General features: G+C 57.7%; 15 protein-coding genes. 13 read left to right on the top strand and 2 right to left on the bottom strand.

Annotated features, from left to right (window positions below; genetic code table 11):
- Positions 1–407 precede the first annotated feature (407 nt).
- From J3P97_RS20515 to J3P97_RS20505, 3 genes are read left to right on the top strand one after another with little or no spacing between them, the layout of a single operon-like run.
- Positions 408–1,472, top strand: a complete 1,065-nt coding sequence (locus J3P97_RS20515) for a PP2C family protein-serine/threonine phosphatase (protein ID WP_434672647.1) — start codon at positions 408–410, stop codon at positions 1,470–1,472.
- A 3-nt stretch (positions 1,473–1,475) separates the two neighbouring features.
- Positions 1,476–2,558: a serine/threonine-protein kinase gene (locus J3P97_RS20510; protein ID WP_434672646.1), complete on the top strand. Its 1,083-nt coding sequence runs from the start codon at positions 1,476–1,478 to the stop codon at positions 2,556–2,558.
- Positions 2,555–3,628: a serine/threonine-protein kinase gene (locus J3P97_RS20505; protein WP_434672645.1), complete on the top strand. Its 1,074-nt coding sequence runs from the start codon at positions 2,555–2,557 to the stop codon at positions 3,626–3,628. Before J3P97_RS20510 ends, J3P97_RS20505 begins: the two co-directional genes overlap by 4 nt.
- Positions 3,629–3,802: 174 nt before the next feature.
- Here J3P97_RS20505 and J3P97_RS20500 read toward each other — a convergent pair whose 3' ends face one another.
- Positions 3,803–5,053 carry a ribonucleotide-diphosphate reductase subunit beta gene (locus J3P97_RS20500; protein WP_305499322.1) on the bottom strand — a complete coding sequence of 417 codons (1,251 nt, stop codon included), beginning with the start codon at positions 5,051–5,053 and terminating at the stop codon, positions 3,803–3,805.
- A gap of 489 nt (positions 5,054–5,542) precedes the next feature.
- Positions 5,543–5,806 carry a DUF2790 domain-containing protein gene (locus tag J3P97_RS20495; RefSeq protein ID WP_305499325.1) on the bottom strand — a complete coding sequence of 88 codons (264 nt, stop codon included), beginning with the start codon at positions 5,804–5,806 and terminating at the stop codon, positions 5,543–5,545.
- A 445-nt stretch (positions 5,807–6,251) separates the two neighbouring features.
- On the opposite strand from J3P97_RS20495, the gene acs reads away from it, so the two are divergent.
- The 10 genes from acs (at position 6,252) to astD (ending at position 18,696) form a co-directional block, all read left to right on the top strand.
- Positions 6,252–8,207 (top strand): acetate--CoA ligase, encoded by a 1,956-nt coding sequence (acs, locus tag J3P97_RS20490; protein WP_434601607.1) that lies wholly within the window; start codon positions 6,252–6,254, stop codon positions 8,205–8,207.
- Positions 8,208–9,125: 918 nt separating this feature from the next.
- Positions 9,126–9,899: an ABC transporter substrate-binding protein gene (locus tag J3P97_RS20485; RefSeq protein ID WP_305499327.1), complete on the top strand. Its 774-nt coding sequence runs from the start codon at positions 9,126–9,128 to the stop codon at positions 9,897–9,899.
- Between the two features lie 90 nt (positions 9,900–9,989).
- Positions 9,990–10,679, top strand: a complete 690-nt coding sequence (locus J3P97_RS20480) for an ABC transporter permease (protein WP_215008046.1) — start codon at positions 9,990–9,992, stop codon at positions 10,677–10,679.
- Positions 10,676–11,374, top strand: coding sequence for an ABC transporter permease (locus J3P97_RS20475; RefSeq protein WP_434572342.1), 699 nt, complete (start codon positions 10,676–10,678; stop codon positions 11,372–11,374). Before J3P97_RS20480 ends, J3P97_RS20475 begins: the two co-directional genes overlap by 4 nt.
- Positions 11,375–11,430: 56 nt before the next feature.
- A complete protein-coding gene (locus tag J3P97_RS20470) occupies positions 11,431–12,195 on the top strand; it encodes an ABC transporter ATP-binding protein (protein ID WP_434656278.1) in 765 nt (254 codons plus the stop codon).
- Positions 12,196–12,307: 112 nt separating this feature from the next.
- The gene (locus J3P97_RS20465) at positions 12,308–13,288 is read left to right on the top strand and encodes a GlxA family transcriptional regulator (RefSeq protein ID WP_305499333.1); all 981 of its coding nucleotides are present in this window, start codon (positions 12,308–12,310) and stop codon (positions 13,286–13,288) included.
- A gap of 410 nt (positions 13,289–13,698) precedes the next feature.
- Positions 13,699–14,919, top strand: a complete 1,221-nt coding sequence (locus J3P97_RS20460; protein WP_434672644.1) for an aspartate aminotransferase family protein — start codon at positions 13,699–13,701, stop codon at positions 14,917–14,919.
- Between the two features lie 209 nt (positions 14,920–15,128).
- On the top strand, positions 15,129–16,148 hold the full coding sequence (gene aruF, locus J3P97_RS20455; protein ID WP_434572348.1) for an arginine/ornithine succinyltransferase subunit alpha: 1,020 nt from the start codon (positions 15,129–15,131) through the stop codon (positions 16,146–16,148).
- 56 nt (positions 16,149–16,204) lie between these two features.
- On the top strand, positions 16,205–17,230 hold the full coding sequence (astA, locus tag J3P97_RS20450; protein ID WP_434572350.1) for an arginine N-succinyltransferase: 1,026 nt from the start codon (positions 16,205–16,207) through the stop codon (positions 17,228–17,230).
- Positions 17,227–18,696 carry a succinylglutamate-semialdehyde dehydrogenase gene (gene astD / locus J3P97_RS20445; protein ID WP_434674577.1) on the top strand — a complete coding sequence of 490 codons (1,470 nt, stop codon included), beginning with the start codon at positions 17,227–17,229 and terminating at the stop codon, positions 18,694–18,696. Before astA ends, astD begins: the two co-directional genes overlap by 4 nt.
- The last annotated feature ends 50 nt before the right edge of the window (positions 18,697–18,746 follow it).

Raw genomic sequence — 18,746 nt, 5'->3', positions numbered from 1 at the left:
CCACTCCCGACCTAACGGGGGATTTTTTCGTAGGCGTTGGAAATCCGCAGACGAAAAAAAGCCGCATGACTGTCGGGTGCGGAGAACCGCTCTGGTTTTCGAGTTTCTTAGGCTCAGAGCGAAGGCTAGAGAAATACACTACGATGGTCAAGGGAATAGCATTGTGAAATGCTTAAATTGGTTGTAGGGTTGGCTTGGCAAGCCTTGATGGCACTATGATTATCTTACAATTTTTTACTCGTTTCGATAATAGTTATGGTTATGCGTAATAGTAGAAGTCGGTAGTGGTTAACAGCTTTTCTATTTTTAAGATTTGAGTGGGAAACATGAGAGTCGAATCATATACAAGCTTTGATAGGCTAAAAGCATGGTTTCTTCGGAAAACTCCTTTAGGCGGAGTTCGACGCTTGTCAGCTATAGCAGGAGCCATTGCATCAGATATAGGAACTTCTAGAGAGGAGAATCAAGACCGTGCAGCAATAATGCGCGTTACTGATTTCAGCGGAGAAACGTATACGCTCGTTGCGGTTAGTGATGGTATGGGAGGGATGCAGTCTGGAGGCATCTGTGCCGCAACGACCCTTGCTGCCTTCTTCACATCATTTATGGTGCGAAGTAGGGAAGGTATAAGGTTCGATGAGGGTATTATTGAGTCTGCTCTGGATGCAAATAGAGCAGTTTATGATTTGTATGGTGGTAGGGGCGGGGCGACACTTTCTGCTTTACTCATTAATGCGAGTGGGAACTGCATCTGGTTGAATGTTGGGGATAGTAGAATATATGGAGTGCGGGACAGTGGTATCTTGCAGTTTACAACTGACGATACTATCTCTGGGCAGTTAGGCGACAAGTTTGGCGGCTTGAAAAATCGATCAGAGCTTTTGCAGTTTGTCGGAATGGGGGAGGAGTTAGAGCCGCATTATTCACTTTTTGGTTTTAGTGATGCTAATCATTTTCTTGTGACCACGGATGGGATTCATTATCTTGATGAAAAAATCTTGCAAGATATTACTCTCAACGCTCCCGATGCGGGCGCTTGTTTAAAGCGATTGGTAGATGTTTCTAAATGGTGCGGGGGAAAAGATAACTGTAGCGCCGTAATGTTTGCTATGAGCGAAAGCTTATTTTTTCAAGATGAATTTGCAGGGCGGGGTGTCTGCGAAATTTGGGACTCATTTGGGGATCTGCAGTTTTTCTTCGAAGAGAAGCTTTTTGAAAAAAAATATAGTCGTGTAGGTGAGGTTGAAGCGAAGGATGTAAAAGAAAGTAAGTCAAAGATTCGAGCCAAAACAAAGGCAAAGAACTTAAGTGTAGGTAAAAAAACAATTCCTTCTTCTTGGGATAAGGTTTTAAAGGAAAGGTATGTAGAAGTTGAATCTGATGCCGGCTCTCGCGAAAGCAAAAATAATCCTGAAAAAAATATTGAGAAGACACCGCCGCAGCTAAAAATTTCTTTTCCAGGTAAGGACTAGCCTATGCTTCATCTGCCGGAGCGTTATAAAGAGTTAGGGGACTCCTCAGAGGGAGGGATGGGTACAGTAATTTTTTGTAATGACTTGGTGCTGGAAAGAACTGTAGCTATTAAAATTATCAACAATAAATCCGATCATAGAAGAATGCTGGATGAACTGGCGGCGTTAATGCAGGTTCGCTCAAAGCATGTTGTTCAAGTATATGATTTTCTGGAGGTCAATGGGCGCGGATTGGGAATAGTCCAAGAGTATATTGATGGGATGGATTTATTTGAGTCTTTGGAAGGTAAAAGGCAGTCAACAAATAGTTTCTACAAGGATGTATGGCAGATTGCCTCTGGCATTAGTGATATTCATAACGTTGGAGTTATTCATCGGGATATCAAGCCGAATAATATAAAAACTGATCCTGAGGGTGTAATAAAAATTTTTGATTTTGGCTTGGCGAGAAACGACGGGCCAGAGGCGTGCACTTTAGGATTCATTGGTACTCATGGATTTGCCGCGCCAGAGCTTTATCATCATTCTGCTGAGTTTACAAGTGCGGTGGATGTCTACGCGTTTGGTGCGACAGCGCTTTTTCTAGGACTTGGAAGATTGCCAAAAGAATTGGTGCACTCATATAGTCGTGTTGAGAATTCTGATTTTTTTTCAAGCTTGTCTTTTTATATAGCTCCGGCACTCGTTGATGTGCTGAATCAATGTTTGCACCCTGATCCGACTGCAAGGCCGCCTATTACAGTGGTGCGTGATGAGCTGGCCAGACACATACTATATGATATGCATCAGGCATTGGTTGTTTATAAAGGTCAGGCTAAGTATCTTGGGGCAAGGCAGCGGACGATTACGCTTAAATTAAATGAGAGGGGAGCGATTAATAATATTGGAAATGTAATGATTGAGTATGATGGTCTGCAGTTTAAGGTGGTTAAAGTTTCTGGTGAGGTTTTTATAAATAACGCCGCTGTAACCATAGGTGATGAGCTACCTGGAAGCTGTGTCGTTGGGTTGGGGAATTCTCAGCGAGAGAGTTTTAATCGTGCGTTTATAACGTTTGATCTTTCACATCCGGAGATAGTTTTATGATTGGTCCTCACCGTCAGGGAGATGTAATTGGTGGGCGATACGAGATTACAGGATTTATAGGGCAGGGAGGCATGCAATACGTTTATAAGGCGACCGATTTGGTCATGCTTCGTGATGTTGCCTTAAAGACTCCTAAGAATAGTTCTGCTACTAAAAGGTTTAAGCGTAGCGCAGTTGTTGCGGCCAAAGTAAATCATCATAACGTAGCGAAGACTCTAGACTATATCCGTGATGGAGATAATAGGTATTTAATTGAAGAGTATGTCGCAGGGGCTGATCTACAGGTAGCATTGCTGACCAATAACTCCTTTATCGATCCTTATCTTGCTGCGAGGATATTTCATTATTTGGCTAAGGGGTTGGCAGCTGCTCATCATGCGAATGTAGTGCACCGGGATCTAAAGCCTACGAACATAATGATAGGCGGGGGATATTCTTTAACTGATATTAAAATTACCGATTTTGGCATTGCTAAAATGGCCGACGAGGAGCTTATTGACGCTGCCGAAGGTGGGGATTCGACCCTAACAACCTCACAAACAGCGGTAGGTGCTTTACCTTACATGGCGCCTGAAGCAATCGAAAGGCCTAGAGAAGTGGGGCCGTCAGCTGATGTTTGGTCAATCGGCGCGATGATTTTTCAGCTCGTTACGGGGCAATTACCGTTCGGTAGCGGATTAAAGGCGGTAATGCGTATTCTTCGGGATCCTCCATCGGCGATTCCGGTGTTTGTTTTGAATAACCCACAATTCAGCCCTCTTGCGAATGATTTGTTAACTATTGCAAATGCATGCATGAATAAAGATCCAGCCGCAAGGCCTACGGCGGACGACCTAGTAATGTCATGTGGTCAACTATGCTATGCAAGGAGTACTCGTGTCGAGGGCGTTATTGGTGAGTTCAACTATCAAGCTTGGGGCTATATTAACTCTAATCGCCAAAGAGTTTTTTTTCATAAGTCAAGTGTGTATGGGCCTAAGCCAATCGTGGATGGTTCGAGAGTTTTGTTTTCCTCATACGCTGGCGGTGGGGCGGATAGAGCTCATCCAGTGGTAATTGTAGATAGTTAGTTTGTGTAGAGGTAGGAGGTGTCGAACTTCATTCGTTTTTTCTGCTTACATATTATGCTTTGTGAGTGTGGGTGAGTTGGTAATTGTTATAATTTTTTTTGTCCAAATAAAAAGCCCTGAATATCTCAGGGCTTTTTATTTGTGTTTACAACGTCTGTGAGTTTAGCTGGCTGATCAATCCCAGCTCAAAGCCCCACCCGTCTGATACTCAATCACCCGCGTCTCAAAGAAATTCTTCTCTTTCTTCAAGTCCATGATCTCGCTCATCCAAGGGAACGGGTTGGTCGTCCCTGGGTACTCTTCCTTCAAACCAATCTGCGACAGGCGACGGTTGGCGATGAACTTGAGGTAGTCCTCCATCATCGCCGCGTTCATGCCCAGCACGCCGCGAGGCATGGTGTCGCGGGCGTATTCGATTTCCAGTTGGGTCCCTTGCAGGATCATCTGGGTTGCTTCTTCCTTCATTTCGGCGTCCCACAGGTGTGGGTTTTCGATCTTGATCTGGTTGATCACGTCGATGCCGAAGTTCAGGTGCATGGATTCGTCGCGCAGGATGTACTGGAACTGCTCGGCGACGCCGGTCATTTTGTTGCGGCGGCCCATGGAGAGGATCTGGGTGAAGCCGCAGTAGAAGAAGATGCCTTCCAGGACGCAGTAGTACGCGATCAGGTTGCGCAGCAACTCTTTGTCGGTTTCCGGGGTGCCGGTTTCGAACTTCGGATCGGAGATCGAACGGGTGTATTTCAGGCCCCAGGCGGCTTTTTTCGCGACCGATGGGATCTCGTGGTACATGTTGAAGATTTCACCTTCATCCATGGCCAGCGATTCGATGCAGTACTGGTAGGCGTGGGTGTGGATCGCCTCTTCGAAGGCCTGGCGCAGGATGTACTGGCGGCACTCCGGGTTGGTGATCAGGCGGTACACGGCCAGGACCAGGTTGTTGGCAACCAGGGAGTCGGCGGTGGAGAAGAAGCCCAGGTTGCGCATGACGATGCGGCGTTCGTCGTCGGTCAGGCCTTCCGGGTTTTTCCAGAGGGCGATGTCGGCGGTCATGTTGACTTCTTGCGGCATCCAGTGGTTTGCGCAGCCGTCCAGGTACTTCTGCCAGGCCCAGTCGTATTTGAAAGGCACGAGCTGGTTGAGGTCGGCGCGGCAGTTGATCATGCGCTTTTCATCGACGGCGACACGGGCGGAGGCGCCTTCGAGTTCGGCGAGGCCTTCGGCGACGTCGAGTTTGTCGAGGGCGGCCTTGGCGCGAATGATCGCGGCCGAGTCGCTGGCCGTCACGGCGCGGGCTTCGAGCGCGGCGGCACCGCCGGCGCTGTCGAGGCGGTCCATGTTGGCTTCAGAAGCGTGGCCGGCGTTGGCGCCTTTTACCGCGACTTCGCCGTCGTCTTCTTTGTCGAATTCGTCCCAGCTCAGCATGACGTGTCGTCTCCTGCGTGAGGGCCAGATGCCCATTGAAAGGCCTACTGGCCGCGGTGGATCTTGGAAAGTCGTTTGTTGCAGCAGCTGACGCAGGCAATAAACAGAAAAATGTACGGGTTGTACTGAAGCGGCTTGCACGCATCGGCATGGTCGGCCGTTACGCAGGCTTCAGGTTGGCTTTGATCCCTGTAAGGGGATATTGCAGGCCCGTTTAAGGCGGCATTATAAGGACTTTTTTGCCTACGTGGTGCGGCGAAATAGCTCACAGAAGAGGTCGCGGGGGGCATACCCGCATGGGAGCGAGGGTTTACAAGGCTTTGACCGTTGAAGATTTTTTTTGCATGGATCGGATGGCGGGCTTTTTTGATCAGAAAGTGATCGATTTTTGCCGTTTTGCACTACATGTTGTGTTTGCTGGCGGTTTTTGGTGGCTCCAGACACAACCAGGCCCGATCGAAATCGGGCCATGGAAACTGCCAGTTGTGATCAGCCGTTGGAGCAGCCGGTGCCCATGACGCTGTAGCGCATGATGTGGCGCTGGCCCTTGGAATCTTCATATTCCATTTTTGCCGGGACCACTTCGCAGACATTCGGGATGGTGCTCATGGAAATGACTTTGGCGATGTCCAGGTGGGTGGAATAGGTGTACTCCTCAATCGCCGGTTTTTGCTGTGCGACATCGGTCGGGGCCTCATCCGCCATGGCGGTGGCGCAAAGGCTGCCAAGGACCAGAACCCATAAAGCTTTCATCTGTATTTCACCTTTCTTGAGGTCGAGTGGGGTCACGCAGCCTTTTTGGGGCTGCGTGTGGAGCAAGTGTTGGAAGTTGGATCAACGGCCTTCGTGGGGGCTGTGTTGCGTCAATCGGGTTTGCCGGTTGGCGGGGTTGATTTTAGGAGGCGAGGGGAGGGGTAAACAGACTTGGTTTTGATAAACACTGTTGGTTGATCTGGTAATAATCGGCGTTCGGGCCTGTTAACAAATCCATTGATTTGATGTCGGCCGAACTGGCGCCTTCGCGAGCAGGCTCGCTCCCACAGATATCTTCCACATGAAGATATCTTCAGGCGGATTTGCAGGTTAGTACCGACATTTTGTAGGGACTTGTTACTACCATCGTCGAATGGTTCTATAGGCCCGCCCCAAGCTACAACGGAACCATACAAAAACAACTATTGTCACCGAGGTAAGAAAGATGAGTGCGGCTTCTGTGTATCCCGTTCGTCCCGAGGTTGCGGCCAGTACGCTGACTGACGAGGCGACCTATAAGGCCATGTACCAGCAGTCGGTCGTCAACCCCGATGGCTTCTGGCGCGAGCAGGCCAAGCGCCTCGACTGGATCAAGCCTTTCACCACGGTGAAACAGACCTCGTTCGACGATCACCATGTCGACATCAAGTGGTTTGCCGATGGCACCTTGAACGTTTCCTACAACTGCCTCGACCGTCATCTGGAAGAGCGCGGGGATCAGGTTGCGATCATCTGGGAGGGCGATGACCCGTCCGAGAGCCGCAACATCACTTATCGCGAACTGCATGAAGAAGTCTGCAAGTTCGCCAACGCCCTGCGCGGCCAGGACGTGCACCGCGGCGACGTGGTGACGATCTACATGCCGATGATTCCCGAGGCCGTGGTCGCCATGCTGGCCTGCACCCGGATCGGTGCAATCCACTCGGTGGTGTTCGGCGGCTTCTCGCCGGAAGCCCTGGCCGGCCGCATCATCGACTGCAAATCCAAGGTGGTGATCACCGCCGACGAAGGCATCCGTGCCGGCAAGAAGATCCCGCTCAAGGCCAACGTCGATGACGCGCTGACCAACCCGGAAACCAGCAGCATCCAGAAAGTCATCGTGTGCAAGCGCACGTCGGGCAACATCAAGTGGAACCAGCATCGTGACATCTGGTACGAAGACCTGATGAAAGTGGCTGGCACCGTTTGCGCGCCGAAGGAGATGGGCGCCGAGGAAGCGCTGTTCATCCTCTACACCTCCGGTTCCACCGGCAAGCCCAAGGGCGTGCAGCACACCACCGCCGGTTACTTGCTGTACGCGGCGCTGACCCATGAACGCGTATTCGACTACAAGCCCGGTGACATCTACTGGTGCACCGCTGACGTGGGCTGGGTTACCGGCCACAGCTATATCGTCTACGGCCCGTTGGCCAATGGCGCGACCACGCTGCTGTTCGAAGGCGTGCCGAACTACCCGGACGTCACCCGAGTGGCCAAGGTGATCGACAAGCACAAAGTCAATATTCTCTACACCGCGCCGACCGCGATCCGCGCGATGATGGCCTCGGGCACCGCCGCTGTCGAAGGCGCCGATGGCAGCAGCCTGCGCCTGCTGGGTTCGGTGGGCGAGCCGATCAACCCGGAAGCCTGGGATTGGTACTACAAGAACGTCGGCAAGGAGCGTTGCCCGATCGTCGACACTTGGTGGCAGACCGAAACCGGCGGCGTGCTGATCAGCCCGCTGCCAGGCGCCACAGCGTTGAAGCCGGGTTCGGCCACGCGTCCGTTCTTTGGCGTCGTGCCGGCGCTGGTGGACAACCTCGGCAACCTGATCGAAGGCGCCGCCGAAGGCAACCTGGTGATCCTCGATTCGTGGCCGGGCCAGGCTCGTACGCTGTACGGCGACCATGACCGTTTTGTCGACACTTACTTCAAGACCTTCAGCGGGATGTACTTCACCGGTGACGGCGCTCGTCGCGATGAGGACGGCTACTACTGGATCACCGGTCGGGTGGACGACGTGCTCAACGTTTCCGGCCACCGCATGGGCACCGCCGAGATCGAGAGCGCCATGGTTGCTCACCCGAAAGTCGCCGAGGCGGCGGTGGTGGGTGTGCCACACGACATCAAGGGGCAGGGCATCTACGTCTACGTCACCTTGAATGCCGGCGAAGAAACCAGCGAAGCCCTGCGCCTGGAGTTGAAGAACTGGGTGCGCAAGGAGATCGGCCCGATTGCTTCGCCGGACGTGATCCAGTGGGCGCCGGGGCTGCCGAAAACCCGTTCGGGCAAGATCATGCGCCGCATCCTGCGCAAGATCGCCACGGCGGAATACGACGGCTTGGGTGATATCTCCACTCTGGCCGATCCGGGTGTGGTGGCGCACCTGATCGAGACGCACAAGACCATGAACGTCGCCTGACGCTCATTGCAACACACAAAAAGCCCCGCCTGGCGTTTGCCGGGTGGGGCTTTTTTATGCGCGCCCGCCGGGCGATGTAGCTCGGGAACAAGCGCCTTTGTGGCGAGGGAGCTTGCTCCCGCTCGGCTGCGCAGCAGTCGTCAACCGGCCGGCGCGATATGCCTGAATGACCGCGGTGCCTGGTTTGGGGGCCGCTGCGCAGCCCAGCGGGAGCAAGCTCCCTCGCCACGGGTTCGGTGTTTGAATGGATAGGGTGGTCGGCCGATGGGGTGTAGCTCAGTAGCCGCGGTGCCTGGGTTTGGGGCGCCTTTGTGGCGAGGGAGCTTGCTCCCGCTCGGCTGCGCAGCAGTCGTAAACCGGTCAATGCGGTATGCCTGAACAAGCGCGGTGCCTGGCTTTTGGGGCTGCTTCGCAGCCCAGCGGGAGCAAGCTCCCTCGCCACGGGAGGTGTTTGAATAAATATCGGGCTTCAAAGTAAGAGGTGTCTGAACGTTACCGACGTTTCGAAATGTGTAACCAAAGGCGCCATAACGGGGCGATGTGAAACGCGAAGCCCCGTCATAGGGCGGTTCCAGGCGTATCCGAAAACAAGCCGACACGCTGTGCTTGCCGGATTAGAAGGGTTTGCGAATAATGGGCCCGCTATTTGCAGCGTGGATCGGTTCCCTATCTTTTGCTCTCGCATGAATTTGCGGAGCTGTCAATGTGCTCGAACAGCTTTCTCGGTGCTTCTGTAATTAGTTGTCGCATTGAAGAAATATCGGCTTCGGGCCTGTCGTTAGAATGCCGATCACTCGCTCGTCGTGGCTCGCGTTGAATAAATCGTGAGCTTCCTAGGACGCAAGTTCGTTTCACCCATTCGCATATTGGGCTGTTGCTCACTCTGCCGTTTTCGCCCTTTACCGATGGAGTCCCAAGATGAAGAAACTTGTGCTGCTTGGCGCCCTGGCACTGTCCGTGCTGTCCCTGCCGACTTTCGCCGATGAGAAACCCCTGAAGATCGGTATCGAAGCGGCTTACCCTCCGTTCGCCTCGAAAGCCCCGGATGGCAGCATCGTCGGCTTCGACTACGACATCGGCAATGCGCTGTGCGAAGAGATGAAGGTCAAGTGCGTGTGGGTCGAGCAAGAGTTCGACGGCCTGATCCCTGCGCTGAAAGTGCGCAAGATCGATGCGATCCTGTCGTCCATGTCGATCACTGAAGATCGCAAGAAGTCCGTCGACTTCACCAACAAGTACTACAACACCCCGGCCCGCCTGGTGATGAAGGCCGGTACCCAGGTGAGCGACGGCCTGGCCGAGCTCAAGGGCAAGAACATCGGCGTACAGCGTGGTTCGATCCACGAGCGTTTCGCCCGTGAAGTCCTGGCCCCGCTGGGTGCCGAGATCAAGCCGTACGGTTCGCAGAACGAAATCTACCTGGATGTTTCCGCCGGTCGTCTCGATGGCACCGTGGCCGACGCCACGCTGCTGGATGACGGCTTCCTGAAGACTGACGCGGGCAAGGGCTTTGCCTTCGTCGGCCCGGCCTTCACCGACGAGAAATACTTCGGCGACGGCATCGGTATCGCGGTTCGCAAGGGCGATGCGCTGAAAGACAAGATCAACAGCGCGATCACCGCCATTCGCGAGAACGGCAAGTACAAGCAAATCCAGGACAAATACTTCGCCTTCGATATCTACGGCAAATAACCACGTCCCGCCACTGCGGCGAAATGGCGCAAGCAACAGGATCTCTGCGGTTTGCGCCATTTTTTCATCCCACTTTCGAGGACCTGAATCATGTTGAAAGGCTACGGGGCTGTCATCCTCGATGGCGCATGGTTGACGCTTCAGCTCGCCTTGTCGTCCATGGCCCTGGCCATCGTCCTGGGGCTGATCGGTGTCGCGTTGCGCCTCTCGCCGGTGCGTTGGCTGGCGTGGCTGGGCGACCTGTATTCCACGGTCATCCGCGGCATTCCCGACCTGGTGCTGATCCTGCTGATTTTCTACGGCGGCCAGGACTTGCTCAACCGCGTCGCGCCGATGCTCGGCTATGACGACTACATCGACCTGAACCCGCTGGCGGCCGGTATCGGCACCCTGGGTTTCATCTTCGGTGCGTACCTGTCCGAGACCTTTCGCGGCGCCTTCATGGCAATCCCCAAGGGGCAGGCCGAGGCGGGCATGGCGTATGGCATGAACGGCTTCCAGGTGTTTTTCCGGGTGATGGTGCCGCAGATGATCCGCCTGGCGATTCCGGGCTTCACCAACAACTGGCTGGTACTGACCAAGGCCACCGCGCTGATTTCGGTAGTGGGCCTGCAAGACATGATGTTCAAGGCCAAGCAGGCGGCGGACGCCACCCGCGAGCCTTTCACCTTCTTCCTCGCAGTGGCGGCGATGTACCTGGTGATCACCAGTGTCTCGTTGCTGGCATTGCGTCACCTTGAGAAGCGCTACTCGGTAGGCGTAAGGGCGGCTGATCTATGATCTTCGACTACAACGTCATCTATGAAGCCTTGCCGCTGTACTTCAGTGGCCTGCTGACCACCTTGAAGCTGCTGGCCCTGTCGCTGTTCTTCGGCCTGTTGGCGGCGTTGCCCCTGGGGCTGATGCGTGTGTCCAAGCAGCCGATCGTCAACATGACGGCCTGGCTCTACACCTACGTGATCCGCGGCACGCCGATGCTGGTGCAGCTGTTCCTGATCTACTACGGGCTGGCGCAGTTCCAGGTGGTGCGCGAGAGCTTCCTCTGGCCATGGCTGTCCAGCGCGACGTTCTGTGCGTGCCTGGCGTTCGCCATCAACACCAGCGCCTACACCGCCGAAATCATCGCCGGCAGCCTGCGGGCCACGCCTAACGGCGAGATCGAGGCGGCCAAGGCCATGGGCATGTCGCGCTACAAGCTGTACCGCCGGATCCTGCTGCCGTCGGCGTTGCGCCGGGCACTGCCGCAATACAGCAACGAAGTGATCATGATGCTGCAGACCACCAGCCTGGCGTCCATCGTCACCCTGATCGACATCACGGGTGCGGCGCGCACGGTGAATGCTCAGTATTACTTGCCGTTCGAGGCCTACATCACGGCCGGCGTTTTCTACCTGTGCCTGACCTTCATCCTGGTGCGCCTGTTCAAACTGGCCGAGCGCCGCTGGCTGGGTTACCTGGCCCCGCGCAAGCACTGATAACGCATCGATCCGATCGACTGCTCAACGACTGACGTTTTGTGAGAACCGACCGCATGTACAAGCTTGAAGTCCAAGACCTGCATAAACGCTATGGCAGTCATGAAGTGCTCAAGGGCGTGTCCCTGAAAGCCGCCGCCGGTGATGTGATCAGCATCATCGGTTCCAGTGGCTCCGGCAAGAGCACGTTCCTGCGTTGCATCAACCTGCTTGAGCAACCCCACGCCGGCAAGATTTTGCTCAACAACGAAGAACTGAGGCTGGTGGCAGGCAAGGACGGCGCCATGAAGGCTTCGGATCCCAAGCAACTACAACGCATGCGTTCGCGATTGTCGATGGTGTTCCAGCATTTCAACCTGTGGTCGCACATGACCGCGCTGGAAAACATCATCGAAGCGCCAGTGCATGTGCTGGGCGTGGCCAAGGCCGAGGCGCGGGAGAAGGCCGAGCATTACCTGAACAAGGTCGGCGTGGCCCACCGCAAGGATGCCTACCCGGGCCACATGTCCGGCGGCGAACAGCAGCGCGTGGCGATTGCCCGGGCGCTGGCGATGGAACCTGAAGTGATGCTGTTCGACGAGCCGACCTCGGCGCTGGACCCGGAGCTGGTCGGCGACGTGCTCAAGGTGATGCAGGCCCTGGCCCTGGAAGGCCGGACCATGGTGGTGGTGACTCACGAGATGGGCTTCGCCCGCGAGGTGTCGAACCAATTGGTGTTCCTGCACAAAGGCATCGTCGAAGAAAGCGGCAACCCGCGCGAAGTGCTGGTCAATCCGCAATCGGAGCGCTTGCAACAATTCCTGTCGGGCAGCCTGAAGTAATCGCTCCCGTACGCACCTGATTTGGGTCATGCTGCGCACCGCGCGCCAGATGGTCTAATTTGGTTGCAGCCGCTTTTGGCTTTAACACTGTTTTCGCTTCGGATCGCTCGCCATGACTGCCCATCGAATAGGTTTCCTGATTTGGCCCAGCACTAAAGCGTTGACGCTGGCGCTGGCCGAGGAGGCCTTGCGTGTTGCGCAGCGAGTGCATCCGGACGTGGTCTACGAGCTGTCGTTTTTGCACGCCGAGCCGCCGGCCGAGGGTGCCTGGCAGCTGCCGGGCGAACCCTGGGCCGGCAAGCTCGAAGGCCTGCAGAAACTGTTCCTGCTGGCCGACGAGCCGCCGACGTCGCTGGCCTCGCCGCTGAGCAGCGCGCTCAAGCAACTGGTGCGCGCCGGATGCGTCATTGGTGGCTTGTCCGCCGGTGTCTATCCGCTGGCGCAGTTGGGTTTGCTTGATGGTTACCGGGCCGCCGTGCACTGGCGCTGGCAGGACGATTTCTCCGAGCGTTTTCCCAAGGTTATCGCCACCAGCCATTTGTTCGACTGGGACCGCGATCGCCTGAGCGCCTGCGGCGGCATGTCGGTGCTCGACCTGTTGTTGGCGGTGCTGGCGCGCGATCACGGCGCCGAGCTGGCCGGTGCGGTCTCGGAGGAACTGGTGGTCGAGCGCATTCGCGAAGGCGGCGAGCGCCAGCGCATCCCGTTGCAGAACCGCCTCGGCTCCAGTCATCCGAAGCTCACCCAGGCGGTGTTGCTGATGGAGGCCAACATCGAAGAGCCGCTGACCACCGACGAAATCGCCCAGCATGTGTGCGTGTCCCGTCGGCAGCTGGAGCGGATCTTCAAGCAATACCTCAACCGCGTGCCCAGCCAGTACTACCTGGAGCTGCGCCTGAACAAGGCCCGGCAGATGCTGATGCAGACCAGCAAATCGATCATCCAGATCGGCCTGTCCTGCGGTTTCTCCTCCGGGCCGCATTTCTCCAGCGCCTACCGCAACTTCTTCGGCGCCACGCCGCGGGAAGATCGCAACCAGCGGCGCAGCAGCAGCCCGTTCGAATTGTCGTCGGTGCCGTCCGAACGGGGTTAGGGCAGATAAGGCGCCTGTGGTAAGGCAACTTACCTGTGGCGAGGGAGCTTGCTCCCGCTGGGCCGCGAAGCGGACCCAAACGGTAACCCCGGTGTGTCAGATTGATTGGGGGCCTTTCTGGGGGACGCTGCGCGCCCCAGCGGGAGCAAGCTCCCTCGCCACAGATAACGCCTCTCAAACGACAGTTGTGGCTGGGCAGGGAAATGTAGATGCCGCTGCCTCAAACCCGGCGGCAACGTTTAAACTGCGCCTTTGCGATGCTATTTGTCGCATTGGCGTAAACCCGCGAAAATCGTGGGTTGGCGCTATAAGAAGTTGTCGCTTGGCGGCAAGGCCGGGCCGAAAACTGTCCTTACAATCCTCACCAAGCTCGCCAGTTCCAGGCGGGTGTTCCTCTTCAGGAGACTCCGATGTCCGTTGAGCAAGCCGCGGTCCAACGCGCCGATTTCGACCAAGTAATGGTTCCCAACTATGCACCTGCTGCCTTTATCCCTGTGCGTGGTGCCGGTTCCCGCGTGTGGGACCAGTCCGGTCGCGAGCTGATCGATTTTGCTGGCGGTATCGCAGTCAACGTACTGGGCCATGCCCACCCGGCCCTGGTCGGAGCCCTGACCGAGCAGGCCAACAAGCTGTGGCATGTGTCGAACGTATTCACCAACGAACCGGCCTTGCGCCTGGCCCACAAGCTGGTCGACGCAACCTTTGCCGAGCGCGCGTTCTTCTGCAACTCCGGCGCCGAAGCCAACGAGGCCGCATTCAAGCTGGCCCGTCGCGTCGGCTTTGATCGGTTTGGCAGCGAGAAATACGAGATCATCGCTGCGCTCAACAGCTTCCACGGGCGCACCCTGTTCACCGTCAACGTTGGCGGGCAGTCGAAGTACTCCGACGGTTTCGGTCCTAAAATCACCGGCATCACCCACGTTCCTTATAACGACCTTGCAGCTTTGCAAGCAGCAGTCTCGAACAAGACCTGCGCCGTGGTGCTGGAGCCGATCCAGGGCGAGGGCGGCGTGCTGCCGGGCGATCTGGCTTACCTGCAAGGCGCCCGCGAGCTGTGCGATGCGCACAACGCGCTGTTGGTATTCGACGAAGTGCAGACCGGCATGGGCCGCAGTGGCGAGTTGTTCGCCTACATGCACTACGGCGTGGTCCCGGACATCCTCACCAGCGCCAAGAGCCTGGGCGGCGGTTTCCCGATCGCGGCGATGCTCACCACCGAAGCGCTGGCCAAGCACCTGGTGGTCGGCACCCACGGCACCACCTATGGCGGTAACCCGCTGGCCTGCGCGGTGGCCGAAGCGGTGATCGACGTGGTCAACACGCCTGAAGTGCTCGGTGGCGTCAAAGCCAAGCATCAGAAATTCAAGGCGCGCCTGGAGCAGATCGGCGAGAAGTACGGCCTGTTTACCCAAGTGCGTGGTCTTGGCCTGTTGATCGGCTGCGTGCTGAACGACGCCTGGAAAGGCAAGGCCAAGGACATTTTCAACGCCGCCGAGCAGGAAGGCCTGATGATTCTGCAAGCCGGCCCGGACGTGATTCGTTTCGCCCCGAGCCTGGTGGTGGAAGACGCCGACATCGACGCCGGCCTGGACCGCTTCGAGCGGGCTGCGGCGAAGCTGACGCAAGCCTGATCCAGACTTGACCGGCCCTGGTGTGGGTCGGGCTTTTGTGGGAGCGAGCCTGCTCGCGAATGGAGTCGCCTCGGTCCGCCAGGCAGATCGAGTCGTCTGCTTCGCGAGCAGGCTCGCTCCCACAGGAGGTTCACTTCAGTGTCCGGTTTTTATTCTCTGTGTATCGGCCTCACGGTCGAACCGTTTATTTCAAGTTAAGGAGTGACACCATGCTGGTGATGCGCCCCGCGCAAATGGCTGACCTGGGCGAGGTACAGCGGCTGGCTGCGGACAGTCCGATCGGTGTCACTTCCTTGCCGGACGACGTGGAACGCCTGAGCGACAAGATCGCTGCAAGCGAAGCCTCGTTCGCCGCCGAAGTCAGTTTCAACGGCGAGGAAAGCTATTTCTTCGTCCTCGAAGACACCACCACCGGCAAGCTGGTGGGCTGTTCGGCCATCGTCGCGTCGGCGGGCTATTCCGAGCCGTTCTACAGCTTTCGCAACGAGACGTTCGTCCATGCCTCCCGCGAGCTGAAGATCCACAACAAGATTCACGTCCTGTCCCAGTGCCACGACCTGACCGGCAACAGCCTGTTGACCAGTTTCTACGTGGTCCCGGAACTGGTCGGCTCGCCCTGGGCGGAGCTCAACTCCCGCGGGCGCCTGCTGTTCGTGGCCAGCCATCCGGAGCGCTTCGCCGATTCGGTGGTGACCGAGATCGTCGGCTACAGCGACGAGAATGGCGATTCACCGTTCTGGGACGCCATCGGTCGCAACTTCTTCGACCTCAATTACGCCGCCGCCGAGCGCCTGTGCGGGCTGAAAAGCCGGACCTTCCTCGCCGAGCTGATGCCGCATTACCCGATCTACGTGCCGCTGTTGCCGGACGCCGCCCAGGAAGCCATGGGCCAGGTCCACCCGCGTGCACAGATCACCTTCGATATCCTGATGCGCGAAGGTTTCGAGACCGATCACTACATCGACATCTTCGACGGCGGTCCGACCTTGCATGCGCGTGTCTCGGGGATCCGCTCGATCGCCCAGAGCCGCGTGGTGCCGGTCAAGATCGGTGAAACGGTCAAGGGCGTGGGCCGTCAGTACCTGGTGGCCAATGCCCAACTGCAGGATTACCGCGCCGTGCTGCTCGAACTCGATTACGCGCCGGGCAAGCCCGTGACACTGGATATGGAAGCGGCCGAAGCCCTGGGCGTCGGCGAGGGTGCCAGCGTGCGCCTGGTAGCCGTATAACGCTTTACAGACGAGTTTTTCGCGGGTGGCTTGAGCGGCCCGTTTGAGGAGATAGCATGATCGTTCGTCCCGTACGCAGCAGCGATTTACCCGCGCTGATCGCCCTGGCCCGCAGCACCGGCACCGGCCTGACCACCCTGCCGGCCAACGAAGAGCGCCTGGCCCATCGGGTCGGCTGGGCCGAGAAGACCTTTCGCGGCGAAGCCGGGCGTGGTGACGCGGACTATCTGTTCGTGCTCGAAGACGACGATGGTCGCGTGGTGGGCATTTCCGCCATTGCCGGTGCCGTGGGGCTGCGTGAGCCCTGGTACAACTTCCGCGTCGGCCTGACGGTCAGCGCTTCCCAGGAGTTGAACATCTACCGGGAAATCCCGACGCTGTTCCTGGCCAACGACCTGACCGGCAACTCCGAGCTGTGCTCGCTGTTCCTGCACGCCGACTACCGCAACGGCCTGAACGGTCGCATGCTGGCCAAGGCGCGGCTGCTGTTTATCGCCGAATTCTCCCAGCTGTTCGGCAACAAGATCATCGCCGAGATGCGCGGCATGTCCGACGAAAACGGCCGTTCGCCGTTCTGGGAAAGCCTCGGCCGGCACTTCTTCAAGATGGAATTCAGTCAGGCCGATTACCTGACCGGCGTGGGCAACAAGGCCTTCATTGCCGAATTGATGCCCAAGTTCCCGCTGTACACCTGCTTCCTGTCCGAGGATGCCCGGGCCGTGATCGGCCAGGTTCATCCCGACACCGAACCGGCGCTGTCGATGCTCAAGAGCGAAGGCTTCAGTTATCAAGGCTACGTCGACATCTTCGACGCCGGTCCGGCCGTTGAATGCGAAACCAGCAAGATCCGCGCGATTCGCGACAGCCAGGCGCTGGTACTCGCCATCGGCACGCCGGGCGATGACGCCACGCCGTTCCTCATCCATAACCGCAAGTGCCAGGACTGCCGCATCACGGCGGCGCCTGCGCGCTTCGCCGCGGGCACTCTGGTGGTCGATCCGCTGACCGCCAAACGTCTTCAACTCAACGCCGGCGACCAGGTGCGTGCCGTGGCGTTGTCCGCCGCTCGGGAGTCGAAATAATGAAATCGCTGTACATCGCGGGAAGCTGGCTGGAAGGCCAGGGCGACGTCTTTGAGTCGTTGAACCCGGTCACCCAGCAAGTGCTGTGGACGGGCAAGGGCGCCACGGCGGCGCAGGTCGAGTCGGCCGTGCAGGCGGCGCGCCAGGCGTTCCCGGAGTGGGCGCGGCGCTCGCTGGATGAACGCATCCAGGTGCTCGAAGCCTTCGCCGGCACCTTGAAGACGCAGGCTGATGAATTGGCCCGTTGCATCGGTGAGGAAACCGGCAAGCCGCTGTGGGAAGCCGCCACCGAAGTCACCAGCATGATCAACAAGGTGGCGATTTCGGTACAGAGCTACCGCGAGCGCACCGGCGAAAAGAGCGGCCCCCTGGGCGACGCCACCGCCGTGCTGCGGCACAAGCCCCACGGTGTGGTGGCGGTATTCGGCCCTTACAACTTCCCCGGTCATCTGCCCAACGGGCACATCGTGCCGGCGCTGCTGGCGGGTAACTGCGTGTTGTTCAAACCGAGCGAGCTGACCCCGAAAGTCGCCGAGCTGACGGTCCAGTGCTGGGTCGAGGCCGGCCTGCCGGCGGGCGTGCTGAACCTGCTGCAAGGTGCGCGGGAAACCGGTATCGCCCTGGCGGCGGATCCGGGCATCGACGGGCTGTTCTTCACGGGTTCCAGTCGCACCGGCAACCTGTTGCATCAGCAATTCTCCGGTCGTCCGGACAAGATCCTCGCGCTGGAAATGGGCGGCAACAACCCACTGGTGGTGGATGAAGTGGCCGACGTCGATGCGGCGGTGTACACGATCATCCAGTCGGCGTTCATTTCCGCCGGCCAGCGTTGCACCTGCGCGCGCCGCCTGTTGGTGCCGGAGGGTGCCTGGGGCGATGCCTTGCTGGCGCGCCTGGTGCAGGTCAGCTCGACTATCGAAGTCGGCGCCTTTGACCAGCAACCGGCGCCGTTCATGGGCTCGGTGGTTTCCTTAGGCGCGGCGAAGGCGCTGATGGACGCGCAGAATCATTTGCTGGGCAAGGGCGCCGTGCCGCTGCTCGCCATGACCCAGCCACAGCCCCAGGCCGCATTGCTGACCCCGGGGATCCTCGACGTGACCGCCGTGACCGAGCGCCCGGACGAAGAGTTGTTCGGGCCGCTGCTGCAGGTGATCCGCTACCAGGATTTCGCCGCCGCGATCAGCGAGGCCAACAATACCCAATATGGCTTGGCCGCCGGTTTGCTCTCGGACTCGCAAGAACGTTACGACCAGTTCTGGCTGCAAAGCCGCGCCGGCATCGTCAACTGGAACAAACAGCTGACCGGCGCCGCCAGCAGCGCGCCGTTCGGCGGCATCGGCGCCTCGGGCAACCACCGCGCCAGTGCTTATTACGCGGCGGATTACTGCGCGTACCCGGTTGCGTCGTTGGAGACACCGAGCCTGGTCATGCCGGCTGCCCTCACTCCCGGCGTGACAATGGTGTGAGCCCCAATCGCGAGCAAGCTCGCTCCCACAAGGACAGTGCAAGACCCTGT

Source organism: Pseudomonas sp. R1-15, from assembly GCF_051132085.1.
Classification (GTDB): Bacteria; Pseudomonadota; Gammaproteobacteria; order Pseudomonadales; family Pseudomonadaceae; genus Aquipseudomonas.
This window is presented reverse-complemented; position numbering and strand designations above follow the sequence as displayed.

What these genes read in the sequence shown, in the direction of transcription:
- J3P97_RS20510 (WP_434672646.1), top strand. Translation starts at nt 1,476, where the DNA reads ATGCTTCATCTGCCGGAGCGTTATAAAGAGTTAGGGGACTCCTCAGAG.
- J3P97_RS20505 (WP_434672645.1), top strand. Translation starts at nt 2,555, where the DNA reads ATGATTGGTCCTCACCGTCAGGGAGATGTAATTGGTGGGCGATACGAG.
- J3P97_RS20500 (WP_305499322.1), bottom strand. Translation starts at nt 5,053, where the DNA reads ATGCTGAGCTGGGACGAATTCGACAAAGAAGACGACGGCGAAGTCGCG.
- J3P97_RS20495 (WP_305499325.1), bottom strand. Translation starts at nt 5,806, where the DNA reads ATGAAAGCTTTATGGGTTCTGGTCCTTGGCAGCCTTTGCGCCACCGCC.
- acs (WP_434601607.1), top strand. Translation starts at nt 6,252, where the DNA reads ATGAGTGCGGCTTCTGTGTATCCCGTTCGTCCCGAGGTTGCGGCCAGT.
- J3P97_RS20485 (WP_305499327.1), top strand. Translation starts at nt 9,126, where the DNA reads ATGAAGAAACTTGTGCTGCTTGGCGCCCTGGCACTGTCCGTGCTGTCC.
- J3P97_RS20480 (WP_215008046.1), top strand. Translation starts at nt 9,990, where the DNA reads ATGTTGAAAGGCTACGGGGCTGTCATCCTCGATGGCGCATGGTTGACG.
- J3P97_RS20475 (WP_434572342.1), top strand. Translation starts at nt 10,676, where the DNA reads ATGATCTTCGACTACAACGTCATCTATGAAGCCTTGCCGCTGTACTTC.
- J3P97_RS20470 (WP_434656278.1), top strand. Translation starts at nt 11,431, where the DNA reads ATGTACAAGCTTGAAGTCCAAGACCTGCATAAACGCTATGGCAGTCAT.
- J3P97_RS20465 (WP_305499333.1), top strand. Translation starts at nt 12,308, where the DNA reads ATGACTGCCCATCGAATAGGTTTCCTGATTTGGCCCAGCACTAAAGCG.
- J3P97_RS20460 (WP_434672644.1), top strand. Translation starts at nt 13,699, where the DNA reads ATGTCCGTTGAGCAAGCCGCGGTCCAACGCGCCGATTTCGACCAAGTA.
- aruF (WP_434572348.1), top strand. Translation starts at nt 15,129, where the DNA reads ATGCTGGTGATGCGCCCCGCGCAAATGGCTGACCTGGGCGAGGTACAG.
- astA (WP_434572350.1), top strand. Translation starts at nt 16,205, where the DNA reads ATGATCGTTCGTCCCGTACGCAGCAGCGATTTACCCGCGCTGATCGCC.